We start from the raw sequence: 23,223 nt of genomic DNA, 5'->3' as shown, positions 1-23,223 counted from the left end.
ACTATCTGGCTGGTGTGGATATTATGAGTATGGTGCAACATTAGCTTCAGTGTTTCAATGCATTGTAGATTTTTTCTGCCAATGCTTGTGAAATACTCGGCACTTTTGCAATTTCCTCGACGCTAGCGTTAAGTAAAGGTTGCAGTCCCCCCATATACTTCAGCAATATTTGCCGCCGTTTGGGCCCCACCCCCTCTATTAGTTCTAATGCGCTAGTATTTTTTACTTTTGAGCGACGCTGCCTATGCCCCGTTATGGCATGATTATGAGAATCGTCACGAATATGTTGAATCAGATGTAACGCGGGTGAGTCTGGTGGCAATGAAAACCCCTCCCCCTCAGCAGCCAGAAACAATGTTTCCAGCCCTGCTTTCCGGTCACTTCCTTTGGCAACACCAACTAATAAAGGTTTTTGTTTATCCCATGGAACATTGAGTGAAGCAAAAACGTCAAAAGCTTGTGACAACTGGCCTTTCCCGCCATCGATAAAAATAACATCCGGGATCTTTTTATCATCTAATGCCTTACCATATCGGCGTTTAAGCACTTGAGACATAGCCGCATAATCATCACCCGGAGTGATACCACTAATATTGTAGCGCCTATATTCTGAACGTACAGGGCCATTTGCATCAAAAACCACACAAGATGCGACAGTTTGCTCCCCCATCGTATGACTGATATCAAAACATTCCATACGATTTATCTCATCAAGGTTAAGAATCTTGGCTAATTCTTTCATTCGTTGATGGATAGTTGATTGCTGGGACAAACGAGTCACCAGCGCCGTTGACGCATTGGTTCGCGCAAGTTTGAGATAACGAGCTCTATCACCACGAGGGCGGCTTTGTATCTGGATTTTTCTTCCCGCCAATTCAGAAAGAGAAGATGCTAATAGATCTTTTTCAGCGAGCGTGAAATCTAACAAAATTTCACCTGGAAGCGTACGCACCTGGCTTCCTTGTAGGTAAAACTGCCCGACGAATGTTTGAACAACTTCACTCAATTCCGTTCCCGCAGGAACTTTGGGGAAATAACTGCGACTTCCCAGAACCTTTCCCTGCCGAATAAATAGCACATGGACACAGGCTAATCCGGCATCAAACGCCACGCCGATCACATCGAGATCTTCGCTATCGCCAGAAACAAACTGTTGTTCCGTAACTCGCCGTACAGCCTGTATTTGATCACGGATACGTGCCGCATCTTCAAAGTGAAGCAATCGGCTCGCTTCTTCCATGCGAGAAATCAGTTGTGTCAATACTTGTTGGTCTTTGCCTAATAGGAACAGACGAACATAATCGACCTGACGCTGATACTCTTCTTCACTCACTAATCCTGGCACGCATGGCCCAGAACAACGGCCAATTTGATATTGTAGACAAGGTCGCGACCGGTTGCGATAGACACTGTTTTCACATTGCCTAACAGGAAATAACTTTTGCAGTAATGCTAAAGTTTCGCGCACTGCATAGGAATTCGGAAACGGCCCGAAATACTCCCCTTTTTCATGCTTGGCACCGCGATGAATGGCTAGACGCGGATGTTTGTCCGCGCTGAGGAAAATGAGTGGATACGATTTATCATCTCGCAATAGTACATTATAACGAGGTTGATAAAGCTTGATGTAATTATGCTCAAGCAGTAGAGCTTCAGTCTCTGTATGCGTGACAGTGACGTCAATTTGCGCAATATTTTTAACCAAAGTTTCCGTTTTTCGACTGGCAACATGAGCACGGAAATAGCTCGTCAGACGCTTCTTAAGGTCTTTTGCTTTGCCAACATAAATAACTGTCCCCGCCTTATCATACATGCGGTAAACACCAGGTTGGCTGGTGACAGTTTTTAAGAACTCTTTAGAATCAAAACAATCAGTCACTATTAGATAACGTCTCCGCGTTAAACAAACCGTGGCGTATAGCCAAATGGGTCAATTCAACGTCACCACTAATATTAAGCTTGCTAAACATCCGATAGCGGTAGCTGTTCACAGTTTTCGGGCTCAGATGAAGTTGCTCCGAAATCTCATTCACCTTTTGGCCTTTCGTTATCATTAGCATAATTTGTAACTCACGCTCTGACAAACAACTAAATGGTGTTTCCGTCGGCGGCTCTAACTGCCCTAAAGCCATTTGCTGTGCAATGTCAGAAGCAATGTAACGTTGCCCCGAATGCACAGCTCGGATAGCAGTAACCACATCTTGAGGTGCCGCACCTTTGCTCAGATATCCACTAGCACCAGCCTGCATAACTTTCGCAGGTAACGGATTTTCTGTATGGATAGTCAACATGATAACTTTGGTATCTGGGGAAAAGCGTAAAATTTTACGAGTTGCCTCCAACCCGCCGATGCCGGGCATATTCATATCCATCAAAACGATATCAACAATATGGTTACGGCACCATTTTACCGCATCTTCTCCACACTGCATCTCATCCGCTACTTTGATACCCTTGATGTCTTCAAGAATGCGTCGTATCCCTGCGCGCACCAGTTCGTGGTCATCAACAAGAAGAACGCTAATCAAAGAAAATTCTCCAAAAATAAGGGAGTAACCTAATCACGCTTTACTTACGGCAATGATATTACTTGTTTTCGCGCAAATAATGAATACAGAATAATTGCAAATTCATATCTATATCGTTTGACAGATATTATTTTTATCATCATTTTCACTATGTACATAAAATCGCAGGTATCTCGATTAATGTCATGATAAAAAAGAAAAGTTTTTTAAGACTTTTCTTGTCACTATGTATCCGCTCCAACAAAAAATAATTGCTACCCCAAAAAAGTTAATGTTTATGCAACGAAACACAACATATTGATACAACTAAAAACCAGATAATTTTGCACTATTCTTAATAGTAGGAATTATTCTTATTTTTTATTTATTTCCCATACCTTATTCACCTTAGAAATGAGTACATTTGACACTTATTAATCAGCACAAAAATGACATGTTTTTTATGAACAAATCTTTCTTAATTAAGTTAATGCATCCTGCCGGGATAAAAACAAGGGTCAGCCGTGGTATCCCCCGACATCAGTGCATCCTTGGTTTGTGCTCTTGCTGGCAGAATGCGCACAGGTTATCAAAGCTAATCATCAGTTTATGATATAATAGAATAATTGTTTAATAATGCCTCCTATGTGCATTGTGCTGCGAGGTTACTCACATCACCTTGTCCACAGGCAAGCTACTACTTCAGGAAAAAAGATGAGTAATCCGGATTTCACCACTTCTGCCGACCCAGAAATTTTAGCAAATGAAGTTGCATGTTTAAAAGCGACTGTGACCTTGCTGCTCAAAGCGATCGGCCAAGCCGATGCGGGGAAAGTAATCTTAAATATCGAGCGTTCTATTGCTGATATAGAAGACACTGCTCAAGCTGAAGTTTTCTCCAATACACTTGCTCAAATTAAAAGCGGCTATCGTCAATAGTCGTCTGCGACAGCGTGTAACACCCCTGTGTATTCATACTGCCATTTAGAAAGTGTTTTCCAGCTAAATACTCTCTATTGGCAGTTTGTTTTATGATCGTTCGAGACAATGATGAGCCTGCTACTTAAAGCATTAATCGGTGCTGGTGTTGTAGTACTGATTGGGATATTAGCGAAAACACGTAATTACTATATCGCCGGTTTAATCCCGCTGTTTCCAACGTTTGCACTTATCGCTCATTATATTGTCGGTAGCGAACGTAGCATCCAAGCACTGCGCGTAACAATCGTCTTTGGGTTATGGGCGATCATTCCATACTTTATCTATTTGATATCACTTTATTTTTTCATTGAGCACTGGCGCTTACCTATTGCCCTAACGGCAGCCGTAGTATGCTGGGTGATTGCAGCCTGGATACTTATATCGGCCTGGAGTCAATGGCACAGTTAGCGATGGACCATGCCATAAAGTATATTTTAATCAACGTAATAGCAGCAATATAAGTGCATGAATAGCCAGCATTACCACAGAAAAAATAAGGTTTATATTGGTGATAGACTTTGATCTCACCTCTTCAGAAGGCTCATCACTGACCTGAATTTTTCTGATTCGATAAATCCAATACCCGCCAAACACTACAAAAAACAGAGCCAACGACACCGCCAGCAAGGGGTGCCCCCACACTAAATACTCACTTAATCCTGCAATAACAAACCAAAGAATGACAAAGACCATGATTGACCACCTGGTATTTTGAGAGCCTAATTCTAACATACTCTCTAAAGACGCTTAAGTTGCTCTGGTAAGACTGTCGTAAAAATCTGAGACAGAAAACATAAATACATGATGAACACGGTTGCTTATTTCTTTCAGGCCAATGCCCGTTATAAACCAGAACATTAATGAATAAAAACTAAGGCAAATGGACAATAAAGGCTTAAACCTCATTTCAAAAAATGGATGTCACTTTATTTATACCGTATTCACTTATGCCGGATTTTCACAGAACTCTTTCTGTACCCAAAGACTCACACTGCCCCCGTTAACTGGAAATGAGGCCTCGCCGCGACCATCAGTGGTTATAATGGCTGGATGGTTACCGAGGAAATCAGCAAACTCTTTATTGGCTAAACCCTCCCCAAGCTGAATTGTTTTTTCATTTTCCGCGCCATTAGAAAGGATAACCACACAGCCGGGCTCTTCCTCTGTGCCGGCACGTACAAAAGCGATACAATTTTTATTATCAAAATAGTCGATCTGCGCACCATGTGCGAAACGTGTTCTGGCCTGAATTAACTTCTCCAACTCAGCAATAATGGGCATTTCTATCTGATAAATTCCCCCGTCATCACCGGTATCCTCATAGCTGGCACCAAACAGATCAGGATAAAAAACGCATGGAATGCCCTGCTCACGAATTAATATCAATGCATATGCCAGTGGTTTAAACCAAGGCTCAACAGGTGCCTCCAGCGATTGCAGTGGCTGAGTGTCATGGTTTGCTACTAGGGTAATTGTATGCATTGGGTCGGCTTCAATTAATGTCCCACTGAACACTTGCGTGAGGTCAAAATCCTCGCCTTGATTTGAAGCTTCGTGAAACTTGTGATGTAAAGCCACATCAAACAACATTGCTGAACCATCTACCCGTTCCAAATATTGTTGTAATTTTTCAATATTCGGAGACCAGTACTCTGCAATAATTAATAAATCATTATTTGCTTTATTTTGTACATGCTGAATCCATTGTTTGAAAAACCAGGCAGGAATATGTTTCACTGCATCCAAGCGAAAACCATCAATTGGCAATGTATCTAATAACCATTCGCCCCAATACTTTAACTCACCCATAACCGCGGGATTGCGAAAATCAATATCGGCCCCCATCAGATAATCAAAATTTCCTAACTCGTCATCAACCTCGGTATTCCAACCTTCAGCACTATAATCATTTATAATCTTGAAAACACCTTCACCTGCTGGGTCTTCAATATGATCAACACCACTAAAGCATTGTTTATCCCAGATAAAAGATGAATAGGTCTCATTGCGACCAGGGAAAGTGAATCGAGTATAAGCCTGCGCCTCAATAACCGTTTCATCAATTTCAGTCCGGTTTTCAGGATTAACTTTATGGACACTGACCGGCTCTTTTTCATCAGCCCCGATTTTATGATTGAAAACAACATCAAATAGAATCTTGATATCCATTTCCTTCAATCGATTAATCGCGTTCACTAACCCTTCTTTATCGCCGTATTTAGTCGCCCGGGTTCCCTTCTGATCAAACTCACCTAAATCAAATAAATCATAAGTGTCATACCCGACCGAATATCCTCCCGAAGCACCTTTATACGCAGGAGGTAACCAAACATAATTAATCCCGAGATGGCTAATATGTTCTGCTCGCTCAGCAACCTCCTGCCATAATTTACCGCCGTCAGGATAATACCAATGGAAAAACTGGAAAATTGTCGGGTTTTTCATAGGCTTGATAACTCCGTTTTACCGTTTATCTCATAGTATGGCCCAGTTTATAAATTTTGGACTGGCAATAAAGTAATAGACTGTGTATTTCTTTTACTGATGAGCCAATGTAGGTCTCATTTGTCTATCTATTAGGGAGTTTAAATGAATATAGGGGATATTCCTTTCGGTATCACTGATTGGTCTACAGTGGACAAAACCGAGCATAAAGGAGATCAAGGCGTTGCATATTGGAGAACTAAGAACTTTAGCAACATCCGAGTTCGTATGGTTGAATACAGCGCGGGATACATAGCGGACCATTGGTGTTCCAAAGGGCATATTTTACTGTGTCTTGATGGCGAATTGAGTACTGAACTCGTTGATGGTCGTATTTTTATATTAAAAGCAGGTATGAGTTACCAGGTTGCAGACCATGCAGAAGCGCATCGCTCATCCACGATATCCGGTGCCAAGCTTTTTATTGTTGATTGATTTAAGGCACATTAAGAATCTTATTACACTTTTATATCAGCTAGCAGTCAGTCCTCGACTGTTAGCTGATACAACACTTTCTTATCGCCCTTCAGGTAACGAATCAACCGGGTTATCCGGATATAAAGCTCGGATACGACGTCGGACAATTTCTACCTGGAATGCAGCCATGACTGCAATCATAATCAGGATTTCACCAAATCCACCTTGTTCAGTGGGTTGATTATAAAGGTACTGCAGTGTGCCGATAATCCATTTAGACCCAACAAGCAGTAAGAATAAAGTAATGGTTAGTGGTGTTCCTTTGCACAAAATACGCCCATCAGGTTCACGCCAGATCTCTATAAGGCGACCTTGCAAAACACCAATGATAATACTAAATAAAACACCACTGCCTAAAACAACCCAGGAAGTCATTGTAGCTGGCATATATGTGCCACCCACTACCAGACCGACCATCCCATAGACCCAAGCCCATTTAAAACGTGCAGGGCCTAACAATACCTCGTGACTGACCGACTGACGGTACAATGCAAAAAGTGTAAGCACCAGAATAATCAGTATTTGTACAGGAGTCATCGCTATCTCCTTCAAGAGAAGCATCCAGTCAGCGATAAAGCACCTTGGTTGACCATAATATCCAACTACACGGGCAATATAGGGATACCTTATCAGTCTTTGGAAATGTTAAAAAACTCTCAGTAAGGTCGGCAATAAATTGCCAACTCAAACTGTATAAAGTTTAGCCTATTTTTAGATAATTAGTAAGATAAGTCATCGCAGCTATTTTAACTGGCACTTTTATTTGGCCGTTTTAACTCTTTGCTATTCTCAAAACAGCATTCACGTATCTCTGACATTAAGTATTCGAAACAAAATAATACTCACAGATCTTACAGTCTTATTTAATAGCATCTTATTGGTGATAAGCTAGAGATGCTTTTATGAACCAATAAGAACAACAATTAAAGAGGACGATACATGACTCAAAATATTTATGATAATCAGGATTTTTTTTCAGGCTACGCCAAACTTAGCCGTTCAGTCGATGGATTAGACGGCGCACCAGAGTGGCCAGCCATTTGTAAAATTCTGCCGCCACTATCAGGGCGTAAAGTCATTGACTTAGGTTGTGGCTATGGTTGGTTTTGTCGCTACGCTCGTTTACAAGGTGCGACTGAGGTTTTAGGGTTGGATGTTTCAGAGAAAATGTTAAATCGCGCGAAAGAAATGACATCTGAAAACAACATCCTTTATCGCCGGGAAGATTTGGAAAATATTCAATTACCGCAACAAACCTTCCATTTAGCATATAGCTCTCTAACTTTACACTATATAAAAGCCCTTCCGGCCCTAATAACTGCTGTTTATGATGCTTTGCTTCCTGGTGGTAGTTTCATTTTTTCTGCAGAACACCCTATCTATACCGCACCAAAACAGCCGGGTTGGTTGATTGCAGATGATGGACAAAAATCATGGCCAGTAAATAGCTATCAAGCGGAAGGAGAACGGGTAACAAATTGGTTGGCTGAAGGTGTTATCAAGCAACATCGGACATTAGGAACTTATATTAATCTTTTGGTAAAACATGGATTTGTTATTACGCACTTAGAAGAATGGGGGCCGACAACACAGCAAATTACAGATTACCCAGCATTGGATGAAGAAAAAGAACGTCCAATGATATTTTTACTCTCCGCACACAAACCTGCATAAAGTTAACTTTATTATTCATCAGTCATTTTAAATTAATTTCCGCTATTGGGGAGGCTAACTCCCCGAAGTTTCTGAATCAAAGATTATACCTAAGTCAATATGCCCCAATATGGTGCCAATTCCCCAATTCAGTGCATTTTCTCACTTAGTGAAATTTTAAATAACATACTTATCAATTAGTTATCTCTGGCGCAGAAATTGCTTATTAACTGTAAGCATATCAAAGGAGGATCTTATGAAAACAATGTCAGCGTACTACTTACAATACACCGCATTTTTACTACTGATTGTAGGTATTATCCATTTTATTTTTCAGTGATTGTTAAAAGAGTCCCACAAATGCGAGGCTCTTTATATTTCCTTGGGGATACGGCTACCCTCCGTAATTGGTGGATATCCGCCAAGGCAGGACGCTGGTTGTATGATTTATATTAGCCGGGCAATCCCTATTCCGGCGCTGTCGGCCAATCGATATTGCTTCCATACTTTCAAGTCAGACCGCAGTTTTACCGGAACCTCTTTTCGCTATCCTCCAGCCCCCCAATCTTATCTGCAATAGCGCCAATCATGTCAGAAGCATGAGATAAGGTTGCCAGAGATTTTAAGGAATACGGGGACTGGTACGATCCCATAAATTTAACCTGCAAAGGCATAGGGCCATTAGTCAGTGAGGATATTTCCATTGCTGGCCTATGTGGCGGCAGATTGTCAATGTGTAATCATTACGGTGAAACATCAGTACAAACTTGAGATATATTCGCTCACAGGCTTAGCTAGCAAGTCCTGAGGATGGTCGCCTCCGAAAGTCGCCCATTTGCTTTTGCCATTAATGATGGTCGAGGAAATAATATTATCTGATGCAGCATTATAAACTGTTATTTTAATAGCAATAATATCGGGTTTTCCTGACCATTCCGTCGCTCTATCTTCCCAATGCAATATCTGCGGGACAGCATAATAACCATCACTGATCTTATGATTTTCTTTTAGACAAATAAATTTATCACAATTAGCTATAACCTCGGTGTTATCGGTATATTTTAAAAACGCAGCCCGAACAGACAGGGCTGTTGCATCACCTGACCCAGCATAACGTTGGGCTTCATAGACTCCATCAGCAGGAGTCGAAATTACTACCAGTTTACCTTTAACTAGAAGCTCTGTGCTAGGTTGCACATCTGTCGCGCTATATTTTGCCGAGCAACCTGACACAGAAATCAGCACTACCCCGATAATCGCTAATCTTTTCATATCCCTACCCAAAAATTGACAAGTAGAAACATCATATCAGGGGATAGCTATAAGGTAACGTAAAAGCCCACAATTAATCTGGGGAAAAACGTTAGCTTTTAATCTCATCAATCCTGTAGGTGAAATGCTCACCACCATCAACATAACGAATTAGTTCACCCACAGCTAATCTTCTATTGAGAATGTCAAGAGTGCTTATATTTTCTGCAAAATCGGTATCATTCCAATCCATTAAGGCTTTACTTTCATCAAACTCCAGAACGTTGAAGTCATACCATTTTTCCCACTGCACACTGCCTTTCCCAAGAACCTCGTTTTCCAATTCAATATGATTATTATTATCAAGACTTACCTCAAGTCGCATCCCTTCACTTGCATTTACAACATTGCTGGCAATTAACGTTACCTTTTTCATATAAATATCCCTTTCAATGTGTTTGTAGGGATATTAGCAGAAAGCAATAGAATGCAAAAACCTGCACAGGGGTGGCATTGAATGACACAGCACACACAGTTTTACGCGGGCAAATAGGGAAACATCATCGATGTTTTTTTGTTCACATGTCATCATCAGTGAAACCCAACGGAAAATTAACACCAGAAATAAGGAAAATGAGAGTTGACGGAAATAAGGCTTGCAAGGCTGGATTAAAAAGAGCCGGAATTGAAAATTTCTGATTTCAGATTTCATGATTTAAGACATACATGGGCAAGTTGGTTAGTTCAATCCGGAGTTCCTATTTCTGCATTACAAGAAATGGGTGGATGGGAATCAATTGAAATGGTTAAAAGATATGCGCATCTTTCGCCAAATCATTTAAATGAACATGCCAGACAAATAGACGCAATATTTAATGATTGTGTCCCAAATATGTCCCATGAAATAGATTTGAAATTAGAGGTTAATACTAAGTGATTGATTCTGTTGGTGGGTCGTGCAGGGTTCGAACCTGCGACCAATTGATTAAGAGTCAACTGCTCTACCAACTGAGCTAACGACCCAACGGCGATAATTATTCTCCTGTTGGCCTTAGCTGTCAAACACTTCATCGGATTTTTCTCTTTATACCGGGCGATATTCATTCCTGTGGATTAATTATCCATCTGGTAGTTGCGATTATTGTTAGTTATGTAACTTCATGTTGTAATTCCATGCGCTGTGATGAACTTAACAAAATTCAGTGTGTGAAATATAAACACTGGAAAACGAGGCGTATTGTGTAATTATTGTTGCGAAGATATTAAATAATTCAAAAATTGTATTTAAAGTATACAAAAAAGCCAAAGACAGACAGGGTAAGACCAAAGAGCCAACATAGAGCTCAACAACTTCACAAATAAATACAGGAAGAGGGAATGGGAAAGATGGTAGACCAATCCAAGATAGTGGCAGAGTCTTTGCCGGAACCTGAAGAGCACCTTCAACGAAGTCTCTCCAACCGCCATATTCAGTTGATTGCCATTGGCGGTGCCATAGGTACTGGCTTGTTTATGGGTTCGGGTAAAACCATCAGCCTGGCCGGGCCGTCGATCATCTTCGTTTATATGATAATCGGCTTTATGTTGTTCTTCGTGATGCGAGCAATGGGTGAGTTGCTGCTCTCGAATCTGAAGTACAAATCATTCAGTGATTTTGCCGCTGACTTACTTGGCCCTTGGGCGGGTTTTTTCACTGGCTGGACTTACTGGTTTTGTTGGGTCATCACCGGCATCGCCGATGTCGTCGCCATTACTGCCTATGCGCAATTTTGGTTCCCCGGCTTTTCACAATGGGTCGCCTCATTGTTAGTGGTTTTACTGCTGTTATCTCTGAATCTGGCAACAGTAAAAATGTTCGGTGAGATGGAGTTCTGGTTCGCCATGATCAAAATTGTGGCAATCGTGGCGTTGATCTTTGCCGGTCTGACGATGGTGTTAATGAGCTATCAGTCGCCATCAGGTACGACGGCCTCGTTTACACATTTATGGAATGATGGTGGCATGTTCCCGAAAGGAATCAGCGGCTTCTTTGCTGGTTTCCAGATTGCCGTTTTTGCCTTCGTGGGTATTGAATTAGTTGGGACTACCGCGGCTGAAACCAAAGATCCTGAGGTGGTATTACCGCGCGCGATTAACTCCATTCCGATCCGCATCATCATGTTCTATGTTTTCTCATTGATTATGATTATGTCCGTGACCCCCTGGAGCTCCGTGGTTGCGGATAAAAGCCCATTTGTTGAGTTATTCGTTCTGGTCGGCTTACCTGCCGCTGCCAGTGTGATCAACTTTGTGGTGTTGACCTCCGCTGCCTCCTCCGCCAACAGCGGCGTGTTCTCCACCAGCCGCATGTTGTTCGGTTTGGCAAAAGAAGGTGATGCACCCAAGCAGTTTGGTAAGTTATCACGCCGTTCGGTTCCCGCATCCGGCCTGACATTCTCTTGTATTTGCCTGTTGGGCGGCGTGGTGCTGATTTACCTTATCCCGAATGTCATGACCGTCTTTACTTTGGTCACCACCGTATCGGCGATTCTGTTTATGTTCGTCTGGACGATTATCCTTTGCTCGTATCTGGTGTATCGCAAAAGACGCCCAGCACTGCATAAGAAGTCAATTTACAAAATGCCCGCCGGGATTTTCATGTCTTGGGTGTGTATGGCGTTCTTCGCCTTTGTCTTGGTGCTGTTGACGTTGGAAAGTGATACCCGCCAGGCGCTGATGGTGACGCCATTGTGGTTTGTCATTCTGACCATCGGTTACATTATCTTGAAAAAACGCAGAACGCGTCTGTTTGATAGCAATAATAACTAATAGTTATTCTCCGGCGTCAGAACTCTTCTGACGCCCTTTTCTATTCACACTCAATGGCTATTCTTCGCCACCTCGTCGGGCAATGCCGCCAATCACCAACTGTTGCACACTCGCTACTGTCTGTTGGAAGAATTCTTTATCGCTGAGATTTTTGCCGCTAATGGCCTCAATCTGGGCACTAAAATCGGCGTAATGCTGGGTTGTCGCCCATAACATGAAAATGAAATGCTGTGGCTCAACGTCGGCTATCAGGCCATCATCCATCCAACGGCGAATAATCAAGACTTTGTCCTCGAACAGGGTTTTCAACTCCCCTGCCAGCTCTTGCTTAAGCAATGGCGCGCCCTGGATCATCTCCAAACAAAACAGACGTGATGCTTGCGGGTGATCGCGAGATACCGCTAATTTAAGGGCAATATAGTGCCGAATAGCATCGATTGGCTGCTGATCTGCCTGTAATGCTTTGAGTGGTGCGAGCCAGATGGCCAGAATGTCTTTTAGCACCGCGATATACAGCGCCTCTTTCGCAGGAAAGTAATACAGCAGATTAGTTTTTGAGACATCAGCCCGCTCAGCGACCTGATCCAGACTGGTGCCGTGAATACCATAAAGTGAAAATAGATCAAGGGCGGCAGTCATGATGAGTTGCCGTTTCGCAGCCCCGGCCTTGCTGCGGCGGGACGGTTTTATCTCAGGTGCTGGTGTATCGCTGGTGGATAGCTTCACTGATAGTCCCTTCATAAATATTGATAAAACTGAATATTGATGAAACTGAAAATAACAAGCTACCTATAACATGCCGATCTCTTCCCCGAATACCTCTTTCTAGTGAATAACTGCACCGTGACTGGGCAGACCGCCTGTTTTTTGTGCACAATTATTTTACCAAACAGTCCATTTTTGACCATTTGCTCAACATTTTATTTACTCAAGTTTAGCAACGCATTGATTAAACAGGATTTACAAAAACTGGCATTGGCTTTGCTTAGGTACTGATGCAGACGTACAGATAGTCCCACTCACATGCAGAGGTGCTCAAATGAAAATTGGCGTATTTATTCCTATCGGCAACAACGGTTGGTTAATTTCCAGCAATGCACCACAGTACATGCCGAGCTTTGAGTTAAATAAAGCTATTGTGCAAAAAGCTGAACACTATCAGTTCGATTTCGCCTTATCGATGATAAAGCTGCGCGGATTTGGTGGCAAAACCGAGTTTTGGGATCATAATCTGGAGTCTTTCACCCTGATGGCCGGGCTGGCAGCGGTCACCTCTCGCATTAAGATTTATGCCACTGCGGCAACCTTAACCCTTCCACCAGCCATAGTCGCGCGCATGGCCTCCACCATTGACTCTATCTCCAATGGCCGTTTTGGCTTGAATGTGGTGACCGGGTGGCAAAAACCAGAATATGAGCAGATGGGATTGTGGCCGGGAGATGAATATTTCAGTCGTCGCTATGACTATCTCTCTGAATATGTGGAAGTATTACAAGACCTTTGGGGCACCGGACAATCTGATTTTAAAGGTGAGTTCTTCCAAATGGATGATTGCCGGGTCAGCCCGCAACCGCAAACTCCAATCAAATTAATCTGCGCGGCACAAAGTGATGCTGGCATGGCTTTCTCGGCCAAATATGCCGATTACAACTTCTGTTTCGGCAAGGGTGTGAATACCCCGACCGCCTTTGCCCCAACAGCCGCTCGCCTGCAAAAAGCGGCAGAACAGGCCGGACGTGAGGTCAGTAGCTATGTGTTATTTATGATAATCGCCGACGAAACCGACGAACTGGCCCGCGCCAAATGGGAAAGTTACCAAGCCGGAGCCGACACCGAAGCACTGGCCTGGTTAACCGAACAAAGTGGTAAAGATACCCAATCGGGTGCGGATACCAATGTGCGCCAAATGGCTGACCCGACCTCTGCCGTGAACATCAATATGGGGACGCTGGTTGGCTCTTATGCCAATGTGGCAAAGATGATGGATGACATTGCCACGGTGCCGGGAACCGAGGGCATTTTGCTAACATTTGATGACTTCCTCTCCGGCATTGATAATTTCGGTCAACATATCCAGCCGTTGATGAACAGCCGCGCTGATATCTTTGACACCCTGCCACCCGCCGCACGTGAGGTGGCCTAATGAAAATGGTTGAAAGCCGTCAATCGATTGAAACCAAACCGTCTGTCGCCCCTCAACAGCCAGTTCGCCGCAACCCCGGTATTAGCAGCAACGAAGTGATTCTGAATGCGCGGCCAGAACCCATCGCCTTCCCTACCTCGGCTAGCGCCTTGATTGTGGTTGATATGCAAAACGCCTATGCCTCAGAGGGAGGATATCTCGATCTGGCTGGATTTGATGTTTCAGCCACCGCTCCGGTTATCGCCAATATCAAACGCGCGATCACTGCCGCGCGGGCCGCCGGTATTCAGGTGATTTTTTTCCAGAATGGTTGGGATCCACAATACGTTGAAGCGGGCGGGGAAGGCTCGCCAAACTGGCATAAATCCAATGCTCTGAAGACCATGCGTAAACAACCGGAACTGATGGGCAAGCTACTGGCAAAAGGCGATTGGGACTATGCGTTAGTGGATGAATTGCAACCACAAACGGGCGATATCGTGATCGCCAAGCCGCGTTACAGTGGATTTTTCAATACCCAACTCGACAGCATTCTGCGCGCCAAAGGGATTCATCACCTTATTTTCACCGGCATCGCCACCAATGTCTGTGTCGAGTCGACACTGCGCGATGGCTTCTTCTTTGAGTACTTCGGGGTGGTACTGGAGGATGCAACCCATCAGGCAGGGCCGGATTTTGCCCAAAAAGCAGCACTTTATAACATCGAAACCTTCTTTGGTTGGGTATCTGATGTGGAGACATTCTGCAACTGCCTTGCGCCATCGGCGCAACTCAGCCAGTCGGCATGATAAATGCATTCTATTGCCGCCCCAAACACTCAGATAACTGGAGAATATGATGCCTAAGACCATTATTACCCCACCGGGCAGTGGTACTCCCCTCGCCCCTTTTTCGCCCGGCACCCTTGCCGATGGCGTGGTGTACGTGTCCGGCACCTTGGCTTTTGATAAGCAGAATAATGTGGTGCATATCGGTGATGCTGCGGGGCAAACCCGCCATGTGTTGGAAACCATAAAAAGTGTGATTGAGACTGCGGGTGGTTCGCTGGATGACATCACTTTTAATTCTATTTTTCTGACTGACTGGCAGCATTACGCCGCCATTAATCAGGTTTACGCCGAATATTTCCCCGGCGATAAACCGGCCCGCTTTTGTATTCAATGCGGTTTGGTCAAACCCGATGCCCTGATTGAAATCGCGTCAGTGGCGCATCTGGCACGCTAACCTGGCAAACAGCAGATAAAGGAGGCGTGGCAATGTATTTCGAGATAACCGGTCAGAATTCGCCAACCGCTAAAACAGTGGTTTTGTCTGCGGGACTGGGCGGCAGTGGTAGCTTTTGGCAGCCCCAGTTGAGTGCGTTGGGTCAGCACTTTCGCGTGATAACTTACGATCAATATGGCACTGGACGCAGTTCCGGGGTGATCCCATCGGGCTACACGCTGGCTGATATGGCGGACGAACTGGCGGGCTTACTAGCCAGCCAACATATTGAGCGCTATCACTTTGTCGGTCACGCATTGGGCGGAATGATAGGTTTGCAATTGGCATTGTCCCATCCTCAGTGTGTAGAGCGGCTGGTGGCTATCAACAGCTGGCCGGTGCTTGATAGCCAAACACGGCGTTGCTTCCATGTGCGGCAAGATTTACTGCTCAACAGTGGTGTAGCCGCTTATGTTCGCGCCCAGCCGTTGTTTCTCTATCCAGCAGATTGGCTATCACGCAATACCCTGCTGCTTGAACAGGAAGAGGTACAGCAAATCGCTCATTTTCAGGGCATGGAAAACTTATTACGCCGCCTGAACGCGCTGATGAATGCTGATTTCCGCGCGGTATTGCCCCACATCACTACCCCAACACTGGCCTTGTGTGCCACCGATGATCTGTTAGTGCCATACCCTTGTTCGCAAGCTTTAGCCGAGTTATTGCCTTACGGCGAGTGGGCACAGATGAGTTACGGCGGCCACGCCATGTGTGTGACCAACAGCGAGCAATTTAACGGCATATTACTCAGTTATTTGCTGATGGACACCGGCATCGCCAAGTGCGAACTGGCGCTAAATCAATCCAATACATCAGCTATTCATCTTTAAAGGGAATCGTTATGGCACAAATATTAACCCCAGATGCATTGGCAACTTTATTTACCGATGCCCGCACCCACAATGGTTGGTTGGATAAACCGGTCGATGATGCTCTGCTCAAACAAGCTTATCACCTGGCGCGCATGGGGCCGACTTCAGCCAACTGCTGCCCGGCGCGTTTTGTCTTTATTCGCTCATCTGAGGCCAAAGAGCGCCTTAAGCCGGCACTATCCAGTGGCAATCTGACCAAAACCCTGCAAGCACCTGTCACTGCCATCGTCGCCTATGACCCGGTTTTTTATGACGCATTACCCAAGCTGTTTCCACACGGTGATGCCCGCTCTTGGTTCACTTCCAGCCCAGAGTTAGCCACTGAAACCGCTTTTCGTAACAGCAGCTTACAAGCGGCATATCTGATTATTGCCTGTCGGGCCTTGGGATTGGATACCGGCCCAATGTCAGGTTTTAACAATGCACAAGTTGATGAAATATTTCTGTCAGAAAAAGGCTGGAAGTCCAATTTGCTAGTGAATATTGGTTATGGGGATATCAATAAATTGTATGAACGCTCGCCTCGTTTGGCGTTCGACGAGGCGTGTCAGGTGCTCTGATTTTTAGGCTATTTTTTGTTGAACTGATTCTTAACCCTGAGGTGGTCTATGCAAACACAATCCTTACCAACAGATTCTTTATCTGCATCGTCAGCATTACGCAGTGTCGCCGTGGATAAACAGGATTTCCGTGATGCTATGGCGCGACTCGGCTCGGCGGTGAATATTATCACCACTGATGGCCCGGCTGGCCGCGCCGGATTTACCGCATCGGCGGTATGCAGTGTGACCGATACCCCACCAACCTTGCTGGTGTGCCTCAATCGCTCAGCATCAGTCTATTCGGTGTTTCAGCAAAATCAGACGTTGTGCGTCAATACCTTATGTGCCGAGCATGAGTCACTGTCAAACTTGTTCGGCGGCAAAACGCCGATGGAAATGCGCTTCTCAGCTGCCCGTTGGTCAACTCTGGTCACCGGTTCCCCGGTGCTCAGTGGTGCTGTTGCCTCTTTTGACTGCCATATCACACAAGTTATTTCTGTCGGCACTCATGACATTCTGTTTTGTCAGGCTGCCGCCGTTATTCATAGCGATGACCAACATGGTCTGGCCTATTTTGACCGCTGCTATCACCCGTTAATGCGCCAGAGCCGCTGATTCAAAAACGAATTGATGGATTTCTCTGCGGTAATTTATTGATATTTCTCAGTGACTCACGGAGTACATTATGGCGAATAACTGGTTTCCAACATGGCGTAAACGCAGTGGTAATCTGGATGGAGCCATTATTGCTCCTGATGAGCGTCTCCCAGTCGGCGCAACATTGATTATGGGGTTACAACATGCGGTGGCCATGTTTGGTGCTACCGTGCTGATGCCGCTGTTGATGGGTTTTGACGCCAATCTGGCGATTTTGATGTCCGGCATCGGCACCCTACTGTTCTTCCTGATTGTGGGTGGGCGGGTGCCCAGTTATCTTGGCTCCAGCGCAGCATTTGTCGGTCTGGTCATTGCCGTCACTGGCTATACCGGCAGCGGCCCTAATCCCAATATCGCTTTAGCCCTGGGCGGCATTATTGCCTGTGGGGCGATTTACACCTTGATTGGTTTTATTGTAATGAGTGTTGGTACCCGCTGGATCGAGCGCTTAATGCCGCCGGTGGTCACTGGCGCGGTGGTGATGGCCATTGGCCTAAATCTGGCACCGATTGCCGTGAATAGTGTTTCCGGCTCATCTTTTAACAGCTGGATGGCGGTAGTCACTATTTTATGTATCGGTGTGGTAGCCGTATTTACCAAAGGAATGATTCAGCGCCTGCTGATTCTGGTTGGCCTGATTTTGTCTTATGTCATTTATTGGGTTGTCACCAATATTTTGGGTTGGGGAACGCCAGTTGATTTCGGCCCCATTAATCAGGCCGCCTGGTTTGGCTGGCCGCAATTTACCACGCCGGTATTTGATGCTCATGCCATGTTGCTGATCGCCCCCGTGGCCGTAATTTTAGTGGCAGAAAACCTTGGACATATAAAAGCCGTGGCGGGAATGACCGGACAAAATCTGGACCCGTATATGGGGCGGGCTTTTGTGGGCGATGGGTTGGCAACGATGCTATCCGGCTCGGTGGGCGGTACCGGCGTCACGACCTATGCCGAGAATATCGGCGTCATGGCAGTGACTAAAATCTATTCTACTTTGGTTTTTGTCGCCGCGGCACTGGTCGCCATTTTACTGGGTTTTTCACCCAAATTTGGCGCACTGATCCACACCATTCCGGGGCCGGTATTGGGCGGGGCCTCAATCGTGGTTTTCGGTTTGATTGCGGTAGCTGGCGCGCGTATTTGGGTACAAAACAAAGTGGATCTGAGTGATAACGGTAACCTGATTATGGTGGCCGTCACACTGGTGTTAGGAGCGGGGAACTTCGCGCTAACCTTGGGTAACTTTACCCTCGGGGGCATCGGCACAGCGACTTTTGGTGCCATTTTGCTCAACGCGTTATTACAACGCCGTAAAATATTGCCGAAACTGGGGAGTGACGGTAAGCCCTTGCCGCAAGACGGTTAGTTATCTGAGGTATAACGCTCTTATATTATGCCTAACAGCTCAATACAGAGCGTTATTACCTCAATCTATTTATTCAAGATGCAGCTTACCACCTTGCCAGGAGAGCTGAGTCACTGCTGAGGTTGCAACACCGTCGCTGGTTTCTCCTCCCAGCAAAATTACTTTATCTTTATCTTGAATGGATACGCCGTAAGCCAGCGGCTGAGGTAATTTCCCCACCACCTGCCATTGATTATCCACCAGCGCATAAATGGGCTGTTGCCACTGTTTTTTTAGCCCTTTATGAGCATATAACTGACCCGCATTGAATTGTTGCCATGAACCTGGGAAATTGGCCCCGCCGCCCACCAGTACCACATCATTGCTAACACCAGAAAACGCCCCCGCCAGCCCTTCTTGCACTGCGCCTTTTTCAGCACCGATCAAATCTGGTCGCTGTTGCCATTTCACCCCTGCGCCCTGCGTTTTGCCCTGCCATACCGCTGCCGTACGTAATCCGGGTTTAATTTCACCATTTATTAATATCAAATCACCCTTTTTAGCGGTGATAGCTGACCCAGCCGTACCTAAAAATGGTACTTGCCCGCCACTTTTCCACTGATTTTTGGCTGGGTCATACATCAGCACATCGCGGTTATAGAAATAGTCCGCCGGAGCCTGGTCAAAATACGCATTAACCACTGCATTTTTCTGGGTTTCATTGCCGCCCGCAGAGGCCAAATCCGTAAAGTAACCGTCGAAAATAGCTTTATTGACGCCCCCCAGCAGCAGCGCCTGAGTGTCATTCAATGTGGTTGCGGCGGTTCCCACCAAGCCGCGCGGTGCTCGCGTTGCCAACCGTTGCCACTGATTAGTTTGTGGATCATATTGATACACATCATCCAGCGCACGTACTTGCGTGTCACTGGCGCTATTTTTACCTACGCCACCAAACACATACAGCTTACCGCTTAATGCTACAGTAACAGCCTGTTCACGAGGCTGCCCCGGGAAGTCGGCTATTTTCTGCCAACCACTGCTAGCCTTATCCGTATCAAGGCGATACCACGATTGACCGGCGCTACCTAAGCCAACATATAAATTGTTATCAACCCGAGCGCCCGTCCCATACTTAAAGGCAACAGGCACATCCGGATAGCGTTCAGCATTGGCGTAAGGTAGTGAGAATGTGATGCAAAGAGTCAGCGCGCTCAATAGGATGACTTTTGTACTCAATTTTTTCTTATATTGGTGGTATATCTGAGTCATCAAGATGTTCCTCATTAATTAATCGCTATATTGGATGAATGATAACAACCATGAAACTCCACTTAATATTTTAAATTGGAGTTTTACTATTACTCAAGATATTAATCGTCCGATACGTTGTCAATGTAGATAACAAGTCATTGTGATAAATACCTCAGGGATGAAGAAAGATTTCAGTTAAATTCGCTGGGCTATTCTCTGGCAATCAGGCTGAATCAAGGAAGCCAGCCAGTGTCGGGAAGATGTCATGTCATTGTCTGGTTACTGTCGTGGCAGTGTTGGGCGCTGGCATTTAGGTTTGTAGATATCTCTTCAAACCCAGGAGTATTCATTATGAATCTTTATCGTATTCGTGAATTACGCCAGGCACGGGCCTGGTCACAAGAGCAATTGGCCGAGCTTTGTAGCCTGAACGTGCGCACTATTCAGCGTATAGAGAATGGTGAGCAAGCGAGTCTTGAAACGTTGAGCGCTATTGCCGCGGTGATGGAATTGAAAGTCAGCGAACTCTACGCTCCAGATTCCAGTCAACCACCAGAAGCTTCTGGCGAAGCGGTTGATCAGCGCGTAGTGGATGCGCGTGAGGCCGTTGAAAATGAAATGTCTTTTTTGCGCCAATTACTGCGAGCGGTGATCCTGTGTTCAATATTGTTCGTGATTAACTGGTTTACCTCCCCAAGCTATATGTGGGCCTGGTGGGTCGTGCTGGGATTAGGTATTCCATTAGGTTTAAGAGCGATAAATCTATTCTTGCTCGGTAATTGGCTGGAGCGCTGGCAGCAAAAACGCCTACAAAAGAAGTTACGTAATTTGTAAGTAAGCTGAGCAAATCAAAGTCACCAGATTGGGATGTCTTATTGCGGTGACTTTTTGTGTAGCTAACATTGCAGCTTGAGCGTATTGGCGTATGGTTAATAAGTGTCATAAGCAGCGACTATGATGACATCATCAGCGTTATTCAATAAATATGATTGGAGAGAAGCGAGATGGCGAAAATTCTAGTGCTTTATTATTCCATGTATGGACATATCGAGACACTTGCCAGCGCAATTGCCGAGGGTGCCCAAAAGGTTGACGGCGTTGAAGTGACCATTAAGCGCGTGCCGGAAACCATGCCGGCGGATGCTTTTGCCAAAGCCGGTGGTAAAACTGACCAGAAAGCACCAGTAGCAACACCACAAGAATTGGCCGATTACGATGGCATCATTTTCGGTACGCCAACCCGCTTTGGTAATATGGCCGGGCAGATGCGTACATTCCTTGATCAAACTGGCGGGCTGTGGGCATCGGGCGCACTGTACGGCAAAGTCGCCAGTGTATTTGCTTCTACCGGTACGGGCGGCGGGCAAGAACACACCATCACCTCAACCTGGACCACATTAGCCCACCACGGTTTTATTATTGTGCCGATCGGCTATGGCACGACAGAATTGTTTGATGTTTCGCAGACCCGCGGTGGCACGCCTTATGGCGCTACCACTATTGCTGGTGGTGATGGTTCCCGCCAGCCAAGCGCTGAGGAGCTCGCCATCGCCCGTTTCCAGGGCGAACATGTGGCGAAAATCACGGCCAAATTAGCGCGTTAAATTGTCATGAAAAGCACCGCTAAAGTGGTGCTTTATTTCAAAATCAAGCTTCTAATAGCCCTTGTGCTAAATAATGAGTGGCATCTGCCACCCCTGGCAAGGTGAAAAAATAGCCGCCACCAATGGGTTTCACATACTCTTCCAGCGCTTCCCCATTCAGCCGTTTTTGCACGGTCAAAAAAGCTTTTTCCAAATCAGACTGGTAGCAGACAAATAATAGCCCCATATCCAGTTGCCCCGAATTTGATACCCCCAGCGAGTAGCTGTAGCCACGGCGCAGCATCAAGTTATCCTGGGTTTCAGCGGTGCGTGGATTTGCCAGCCGAATATGTGCATCCATCTTAATCACTTTGCCGTCTGGGTCTTTGGTGTAATCCGGTTCATCATGTTCATGTACCCTACCCAAAGGCGCGCCACTGTGCTTATCGCGACCAAAAATAGTTTGCTGCTCTTGCAAGGGAGTCCGATCCCAAAATTCCACTTTGAAACGGATAATCCGAGCCGCCTGATAACTGCCACCGACTGCCCAGGCAGGTTCTCCGACGTTTTCCTGAACCCACACCACTTGGTTGATCAGCGGCTTATCACTGGTTTTCGGATTCGCGGTTCCGTCTTTAAAACCCAATAAGTTGATTGGCGTTTCTTTACCTTTGCTGCGGGCAGCATGGGCAGAAATAAACCCTTCACGTTTCCAGCGCACACTGAGAAGATCCGGCGAGTGTTTGATGATATCGCGCAGCGCATGAATCACGGTTTCATTGGTATTCGCGCAAATTTGCAGCAACACATCACCGTGGCACAATCCGGCATCCAGTGAGTCATTGGGGAAACGAGTCATTCTTTGCAGCCGTAGGGGTTTTTGCCCTTGCAAGCCGAAACGCTCGTCAAACAGTGAGTCACCGACGGAAACCGTGATCGTCAGATTATCGGGGTAAATTTCTGGCCCCATAATGCCCGAATCCAGTGGCGGCAATTTTGCGTTAACCGACGGCGCATGCCCGCCTGTGGTCAGAAAAGCAATTCGTGCAGTTAATAACGTAAATAACCGGATTAATGCTGCTTTATCTGTTGCCAGCACATCAAATGCCACCAGCATCATCGCCGCTTGCTGTGGGGTTAATACACCGGCTTGATGCTGTCCGTAGAAAGGCTGCTTTTGCCAACGTTCATCTTGCGCGGCTGCAGATTCGGGGGTTGGGCAATCCGCCGCGCGAGCTATTTTTGCCCCACCGAGCACCAATGCCCCACTCATCATGCTCATACCGAGGAGCAAACGCCGACGGGACGGCAATTCCGCCCCGTTATCTTGCTGATACGGCCCGTGTTGCGGGCCGGTTTTCTTGCTCATTTTAATCCTCAGTCCAGACCCAATACGCCACGCAGTT

At 45.7% G+C, this 23,223-nt stretch carries 24 protein-coding genes, 1 tRNA gene and 1 pseudogene; 15 read left to right on the top strand and 11 right to left on the bottom strand.

What is annotated here, in order from left to right:
• Window positions 1-46: 46 nt before the first annotated feature.
• Window positions 47-1,879 (bottom strand): excinuclease ABC subunit UvrC, encoded by a 1,833-nt coding sequence (gene uvrC / locus ACNSO8_RS15615; RefSeq protein WP_019080797.1) that lies wholly within the window; start codon window positions 1,877-1,879, stop codon window positions 47-49.
• Window positions 1,872-2,528, bottom strand: a complete 657-nt coding sequence (uvrY, locus tag ACNSO8_RS15610) for a UvrY/SirA/GacA family response regulator transcription factor (protein ID WP_005160181.1) — start codon at window positions 2,526-2,528, stop codon at window positions 1,872-1,874. Before uvrY ends, uvrC begins: the two co-directional genes overlap by 8 nt.
• A 693-nt stretch (window positions 2,529-3,221) precedes the next feature.
• On the opposite strand from uvrY, the gene ACNSO8_RS15605 reads away from it, so the two are divergent.
• Window positions 3,222-3,446: a DUF2594 family protein gene (locus ACNSO8_RS15605; RefSeq protein WP_019080798.1), complete on the top strand. Its 225-nt coding sequence runs from the start codon at window positions 3,222-3,224 to the stop codon at window positions 3,444-3,446.
• 111 nt (window positions 3,447-3,557) lie between these two features.
• Window positions 3,558-3,896, top strand: coding sequence for a GlpM family protein (locus ACNSO8_RS15600; RefSeq protein ID WP_019082905.1), 339 nt, complete (start codon window positions 3,558-3,560; stop codon window positions 3,894-3,896).
• A gap of 30 nt (window positions 3,897-3,926) precedes the next feature.
• On the opposite strand, the gene ACNSO8_RS15595 is transcribed toward ACNSO8_RS15600, so the two are convergent.
• A complete protein-coding gene (locus ACNSO8_RS15595) occupies window positions 3,927-4,181 on the bottom strand; it encodes a hypothetical protein (protein ID WP_019080800.1) in 255 nt (84 codons plus the stop codon).
• 252 nt (window positions 4,182-4,433) lie between these two features.
• Window positions 4,434-5,933 carry an alpha-amylase gene (gene amyA / locus ACNSO8_RS15590; protein WP_050328163.1) on the bottom strand — a complete coding sequence of 500 codons (1,500 nt, stop codon included), beginning with the start codon at window positions 5,931-5,933 and terminating at the stop codon, window positions 4,434-4,436.
• A 144-nt stretch (window positions 5,934-6,077) separates the two neighbouring features.
• On the opposite strand from amyA, the gene ACNSO8_RS15585 reads away from it, so the two are divergent.
• Complete coding sequence (locus ACNSO8_RS15585; protein WP_019082903.1) at window positions 6,078-6,407, top strand: DHCW motif cupin fold protein; 330 nt, start codon at window positions 6,078-6,080, stop codon at window positions 6,405-6,407.
• An 81-nt stretch (window positions 6,408-6,488) separates the two neighbouring features.
• Here the strand turns inward: ACNSO8_RS15585 and ACNSO8_RS15580 are convergent, their stop codons facing one another.
• Window positions 6,489-6,986: a hypothetical protein gene (locus ACNSO8_RS15580; protein ID WP_046051139.1), complete on the bottom strand. Its 498-nt coding sequence runs from the start codon at window positions 6,984-6,986 to the stop codon at window positions 6,489-6,491.
• A 402-nt stretch (window positions 6,987-7,388) separates the two neighbouring features.
• Between ACNSO8_RS15580 and ACNSO8_RS15575 the strand changes: the two genes are divergently transcribed.
• Complete coding sequence (locus ACNSO8_RS15575) at window positions 7,389-8,123, top strand: class I SAM-dependent methyltransferase (RefSeq protein WP_019082902.1); 735 nt, start codon at window positions 7,389-7,391, stop codon at window positions 8,121-8,123.
• A gap of 735 nt (window positions 8,124-8,858) precedes the next feature.
• Here the strand turns inward: ACNSO8_RS15575 and ACNSO8_RS15570 are convergent.
• Together ACNSO8_RS15570 and ACNSO8_RS15565 are read right to left on the bottom strand one after the other, a co-directional pair.
• Window positions 8,859-9,374: a DUF4823 domain-containing protein gene (locus ACNSO8_RS15570; RefSeq protein ID WP_019080804.1), complete on the bottom strand. Its 516-nt coding sequence runs from the start codon at window positions 9,372-9,374 to the stop codon at window positions 8,859-8,861.
• A 91-nt stretch (window positions 9,375-9,465) separates the two neighbouring features.
• Complete coding sequence (locus tag ACNSO8_RS15565) at window positions 9,466-9,789, bottom strand: hypothetical protein (protein ID WP_019082900.1); 324 nt, start codon at window positions 9,787-9,789, stop codon at window positions 9,466-9,468.
• A 50-nt stretch (window positions 9,790-9,839) separates the two neighbouring features.
• On the opposite strand from ACNSO8_RS15565, the pseudogene ACNSO8_RS15560 reads away from it, so the two are divergent.
• Window positions 9,840-10,290, top strand: a pseudogene (locus ACNSO8_RS15560) (site-specific integrase); the annotation flags it as partial.
• A gap of 10 nt (window positions 10,291-10,300) precedes the next feature.
• Here ACNSO8_RS15560 and ACNSO8_RS15555 read toward each other — a convergent pair.
• Window positions 10,301-10,376, bottom strand: a tRNA-Lys gene (locus ACNSO8_RS15555).
• A gap of 363 nt (window positions 10,377-10,739) precedes the next feature.
• Here ACNSO8_RS15555 and cycA point away from each other — a divergent pair.
• Window positions 10,740-12,161, top strand: coding sequence for a D-serine/D-alanine/glycine transporter (cycA, locus tag ACNSO8_RS15550; protein ID WP_198283686.1), 1,422 nt, complete (start codon window positions 10,740-10,742; stop codon window positions 12,159-12,161).
• Window positions 12,162-12,218: 57 nt separating this feature from the next.
• Here cycA and rutR read toward each other — a convergent pair whose 3' ends face one another.
• Window positions 12,219-12,902, bottom strand: a complete 684-nt coding sequence (gene rutR, locus ACNSO8_RS15545; RefSeq protein ID WP_418395157.1) for an HTH-type transcriptional regulator RutR — start codon at window positions 12,900-12,902, stop codon at window positions 12,219-12,221.
• 298 nt (window positions 12,903-13,200) lie between these two features.
• On the opposite strand from rutR, the gene rutA reads away from it, so the two are divergent.
• From rutA to rutG, 7 genes are all read left to right on the top strand, one after another.
• On the top strand, window positions 13,201-14,304 hold the full coding sequence (gene rutA, locus ACNSO8_RS15540) for a pyrimidine utilization protein A (RefSeq protein WP_057621375.1): 1,104 nt from the start codon (window positions 13,201-13,203) through the stop codon (window positions 14,302-14,304).
• The gene (gene rutB / locus ACNSO8_RS15535; RefSeq protein WP_227747484.1) at window positions 14,304-15,092 is read left to right on the top strand and encodes a pyrimidine utilization protein B; all 789 of its coding nucleotides are present in this window, start codon (window positions 14,304-14,306) and stop codon (window positions 15,090-15,092) included. The genes rutA and rutB overlap by 1 nt, the downstream gene beginning before the upstream one ends.
• Window positions 15,093-15,141: 49 nt before the next feature.
• Window positions 15,142-15,528, top strand: a complete 387-nt coding sequence (gene rutC, locus ACNSO8_RS15530; protein WP_019082895.1) for a pyrimidine utilization protein C — start codon at window positions 15,142-15,144, stop codon at window positions 15,526-15,528.
• A 32-nt stretch (window positions 15,529-15,560) separates the two neighbouring features.
• Entirely contained in the window at window positions 15,561-16,397 is an 837-nt protein-coding gene (gene rutD, locus ACNSO8_RS15525) for a pyrimidine utilization protein D (protein ID WP_046695154.1), read from the top strand.
• 11 nt (window positions 16,398-16,408) lie between these two features.
• Window positions 16,409-16,999 carry a malonic semialdehyde reductase gene (locus ACNSO8_RS15520; RefSeq protein WP_019082893.1) on the top strand — a complete coding sequence of 197 codons (591 nt, stop codon included), beginning with the start codon at window positions 16,409-16,411 and terminating at the stop codon, window positions 16,997-16,999.
• Between the two features lie 48 nt (window positions 17,000-17,047).
• The gene (rutF, locus tag ACNSO8_RS15515) at window positions 17,048-17,596 is read left to right on the top strand and encodes an NADH-dependent FMN reductase RutF (protein ID WP_260503441.1); all 549 of its coding nucleotides are present in this window, start codon (window positions 17,048-17,050) and stop codon (window positions 17,594-17,596) included.
• Window positions 17,597-17,666: 70 nt separating this feature from the next.
• Window positions 17,667-19,004 carry a pyrimidine utilization transport protein G gene (gene rutG, locus ACNSO8_RS15510; RefSeq protein WP_046051147.1) on the top strand — a complete coding sequence of 446 codons (1,338 nt, stop codon included), beginning with the start codon at window positions 17,667-17,669 and terminating at the stop codon, window positions 19,002-19,004.
• A 69-nt stretch (window positions 19,005-19,073) separates the two neighbouring features.
• Here the strand turns inward: rutG and ACNSO8_RS15505 are convergent, their stop codons facing one another.
• Window positions 19,074-20,252, bottom strand: coding sequence for an N-acetylneuraminate epimerase (locus tag ACNSO8_RS15505; protein ID WP_418395156.1), 1,179 nt, complete (start codon window positions 20,250-20,252; stop codon window positions 19,074-19,076).
• Between the two features lie 333 nt (window positions 20,253-20,585).
• Between ACNSO8_RS15505 and ACNSO8_RS15500 the strand changes: the two genes are divergently transcribed.
• Both ACNSO8_RS15500 and wrbA read left to right on the top strand, forming a co-directional pair.
• Entirely contained in the window at window positions 20,586-21,068 is a 483-nt protein-coding gene (locus tag ACNSO8_RS15500; protein ID WP_019080815.1) for a helix-turn-helix domain-containing protein, read from the top strand.
• Between the two features lie 170 nt (window positions 21,069-21,238).
• Complete coding sequence (gene wrbA / locus ACNSO8_RS15495; RefSeq protein ID WP_019080816.1) at window positions 21,239-21,838, top strand: NAD(P)H:quinone oxidoreductase; 600 nt, start codon at window positions 21,239-21,241, stop codon at window positions 21,836-21,838.
• Window positions 21,839-21,881: 43 nt separating this feature from the next.
• Here the strand turns inward: wrbA and efeB are convergent, their stop codons facing one another.
• Window positions 21,882-23,186, bottom strand: coding sequence for an iron uptake transporter deferrochelatase/peroxidase subunit (gene efeB / locus ACNSO8_RS15490; protein ID WP_418395155.1), 1,305 nt, complete (start codon window positions 23,184-23,186; stop codon window positions 21,882-21,884).
• Between the last annotated feature and the right edge of the window lie 37 nt (window positions 23,187-23,223).

The organism is Yersinia sp. LJYL362 (assembly GCF_048323875.1).
This window is presented reverse-complemented; position numbering and strand designations above follow the sequence as displayed.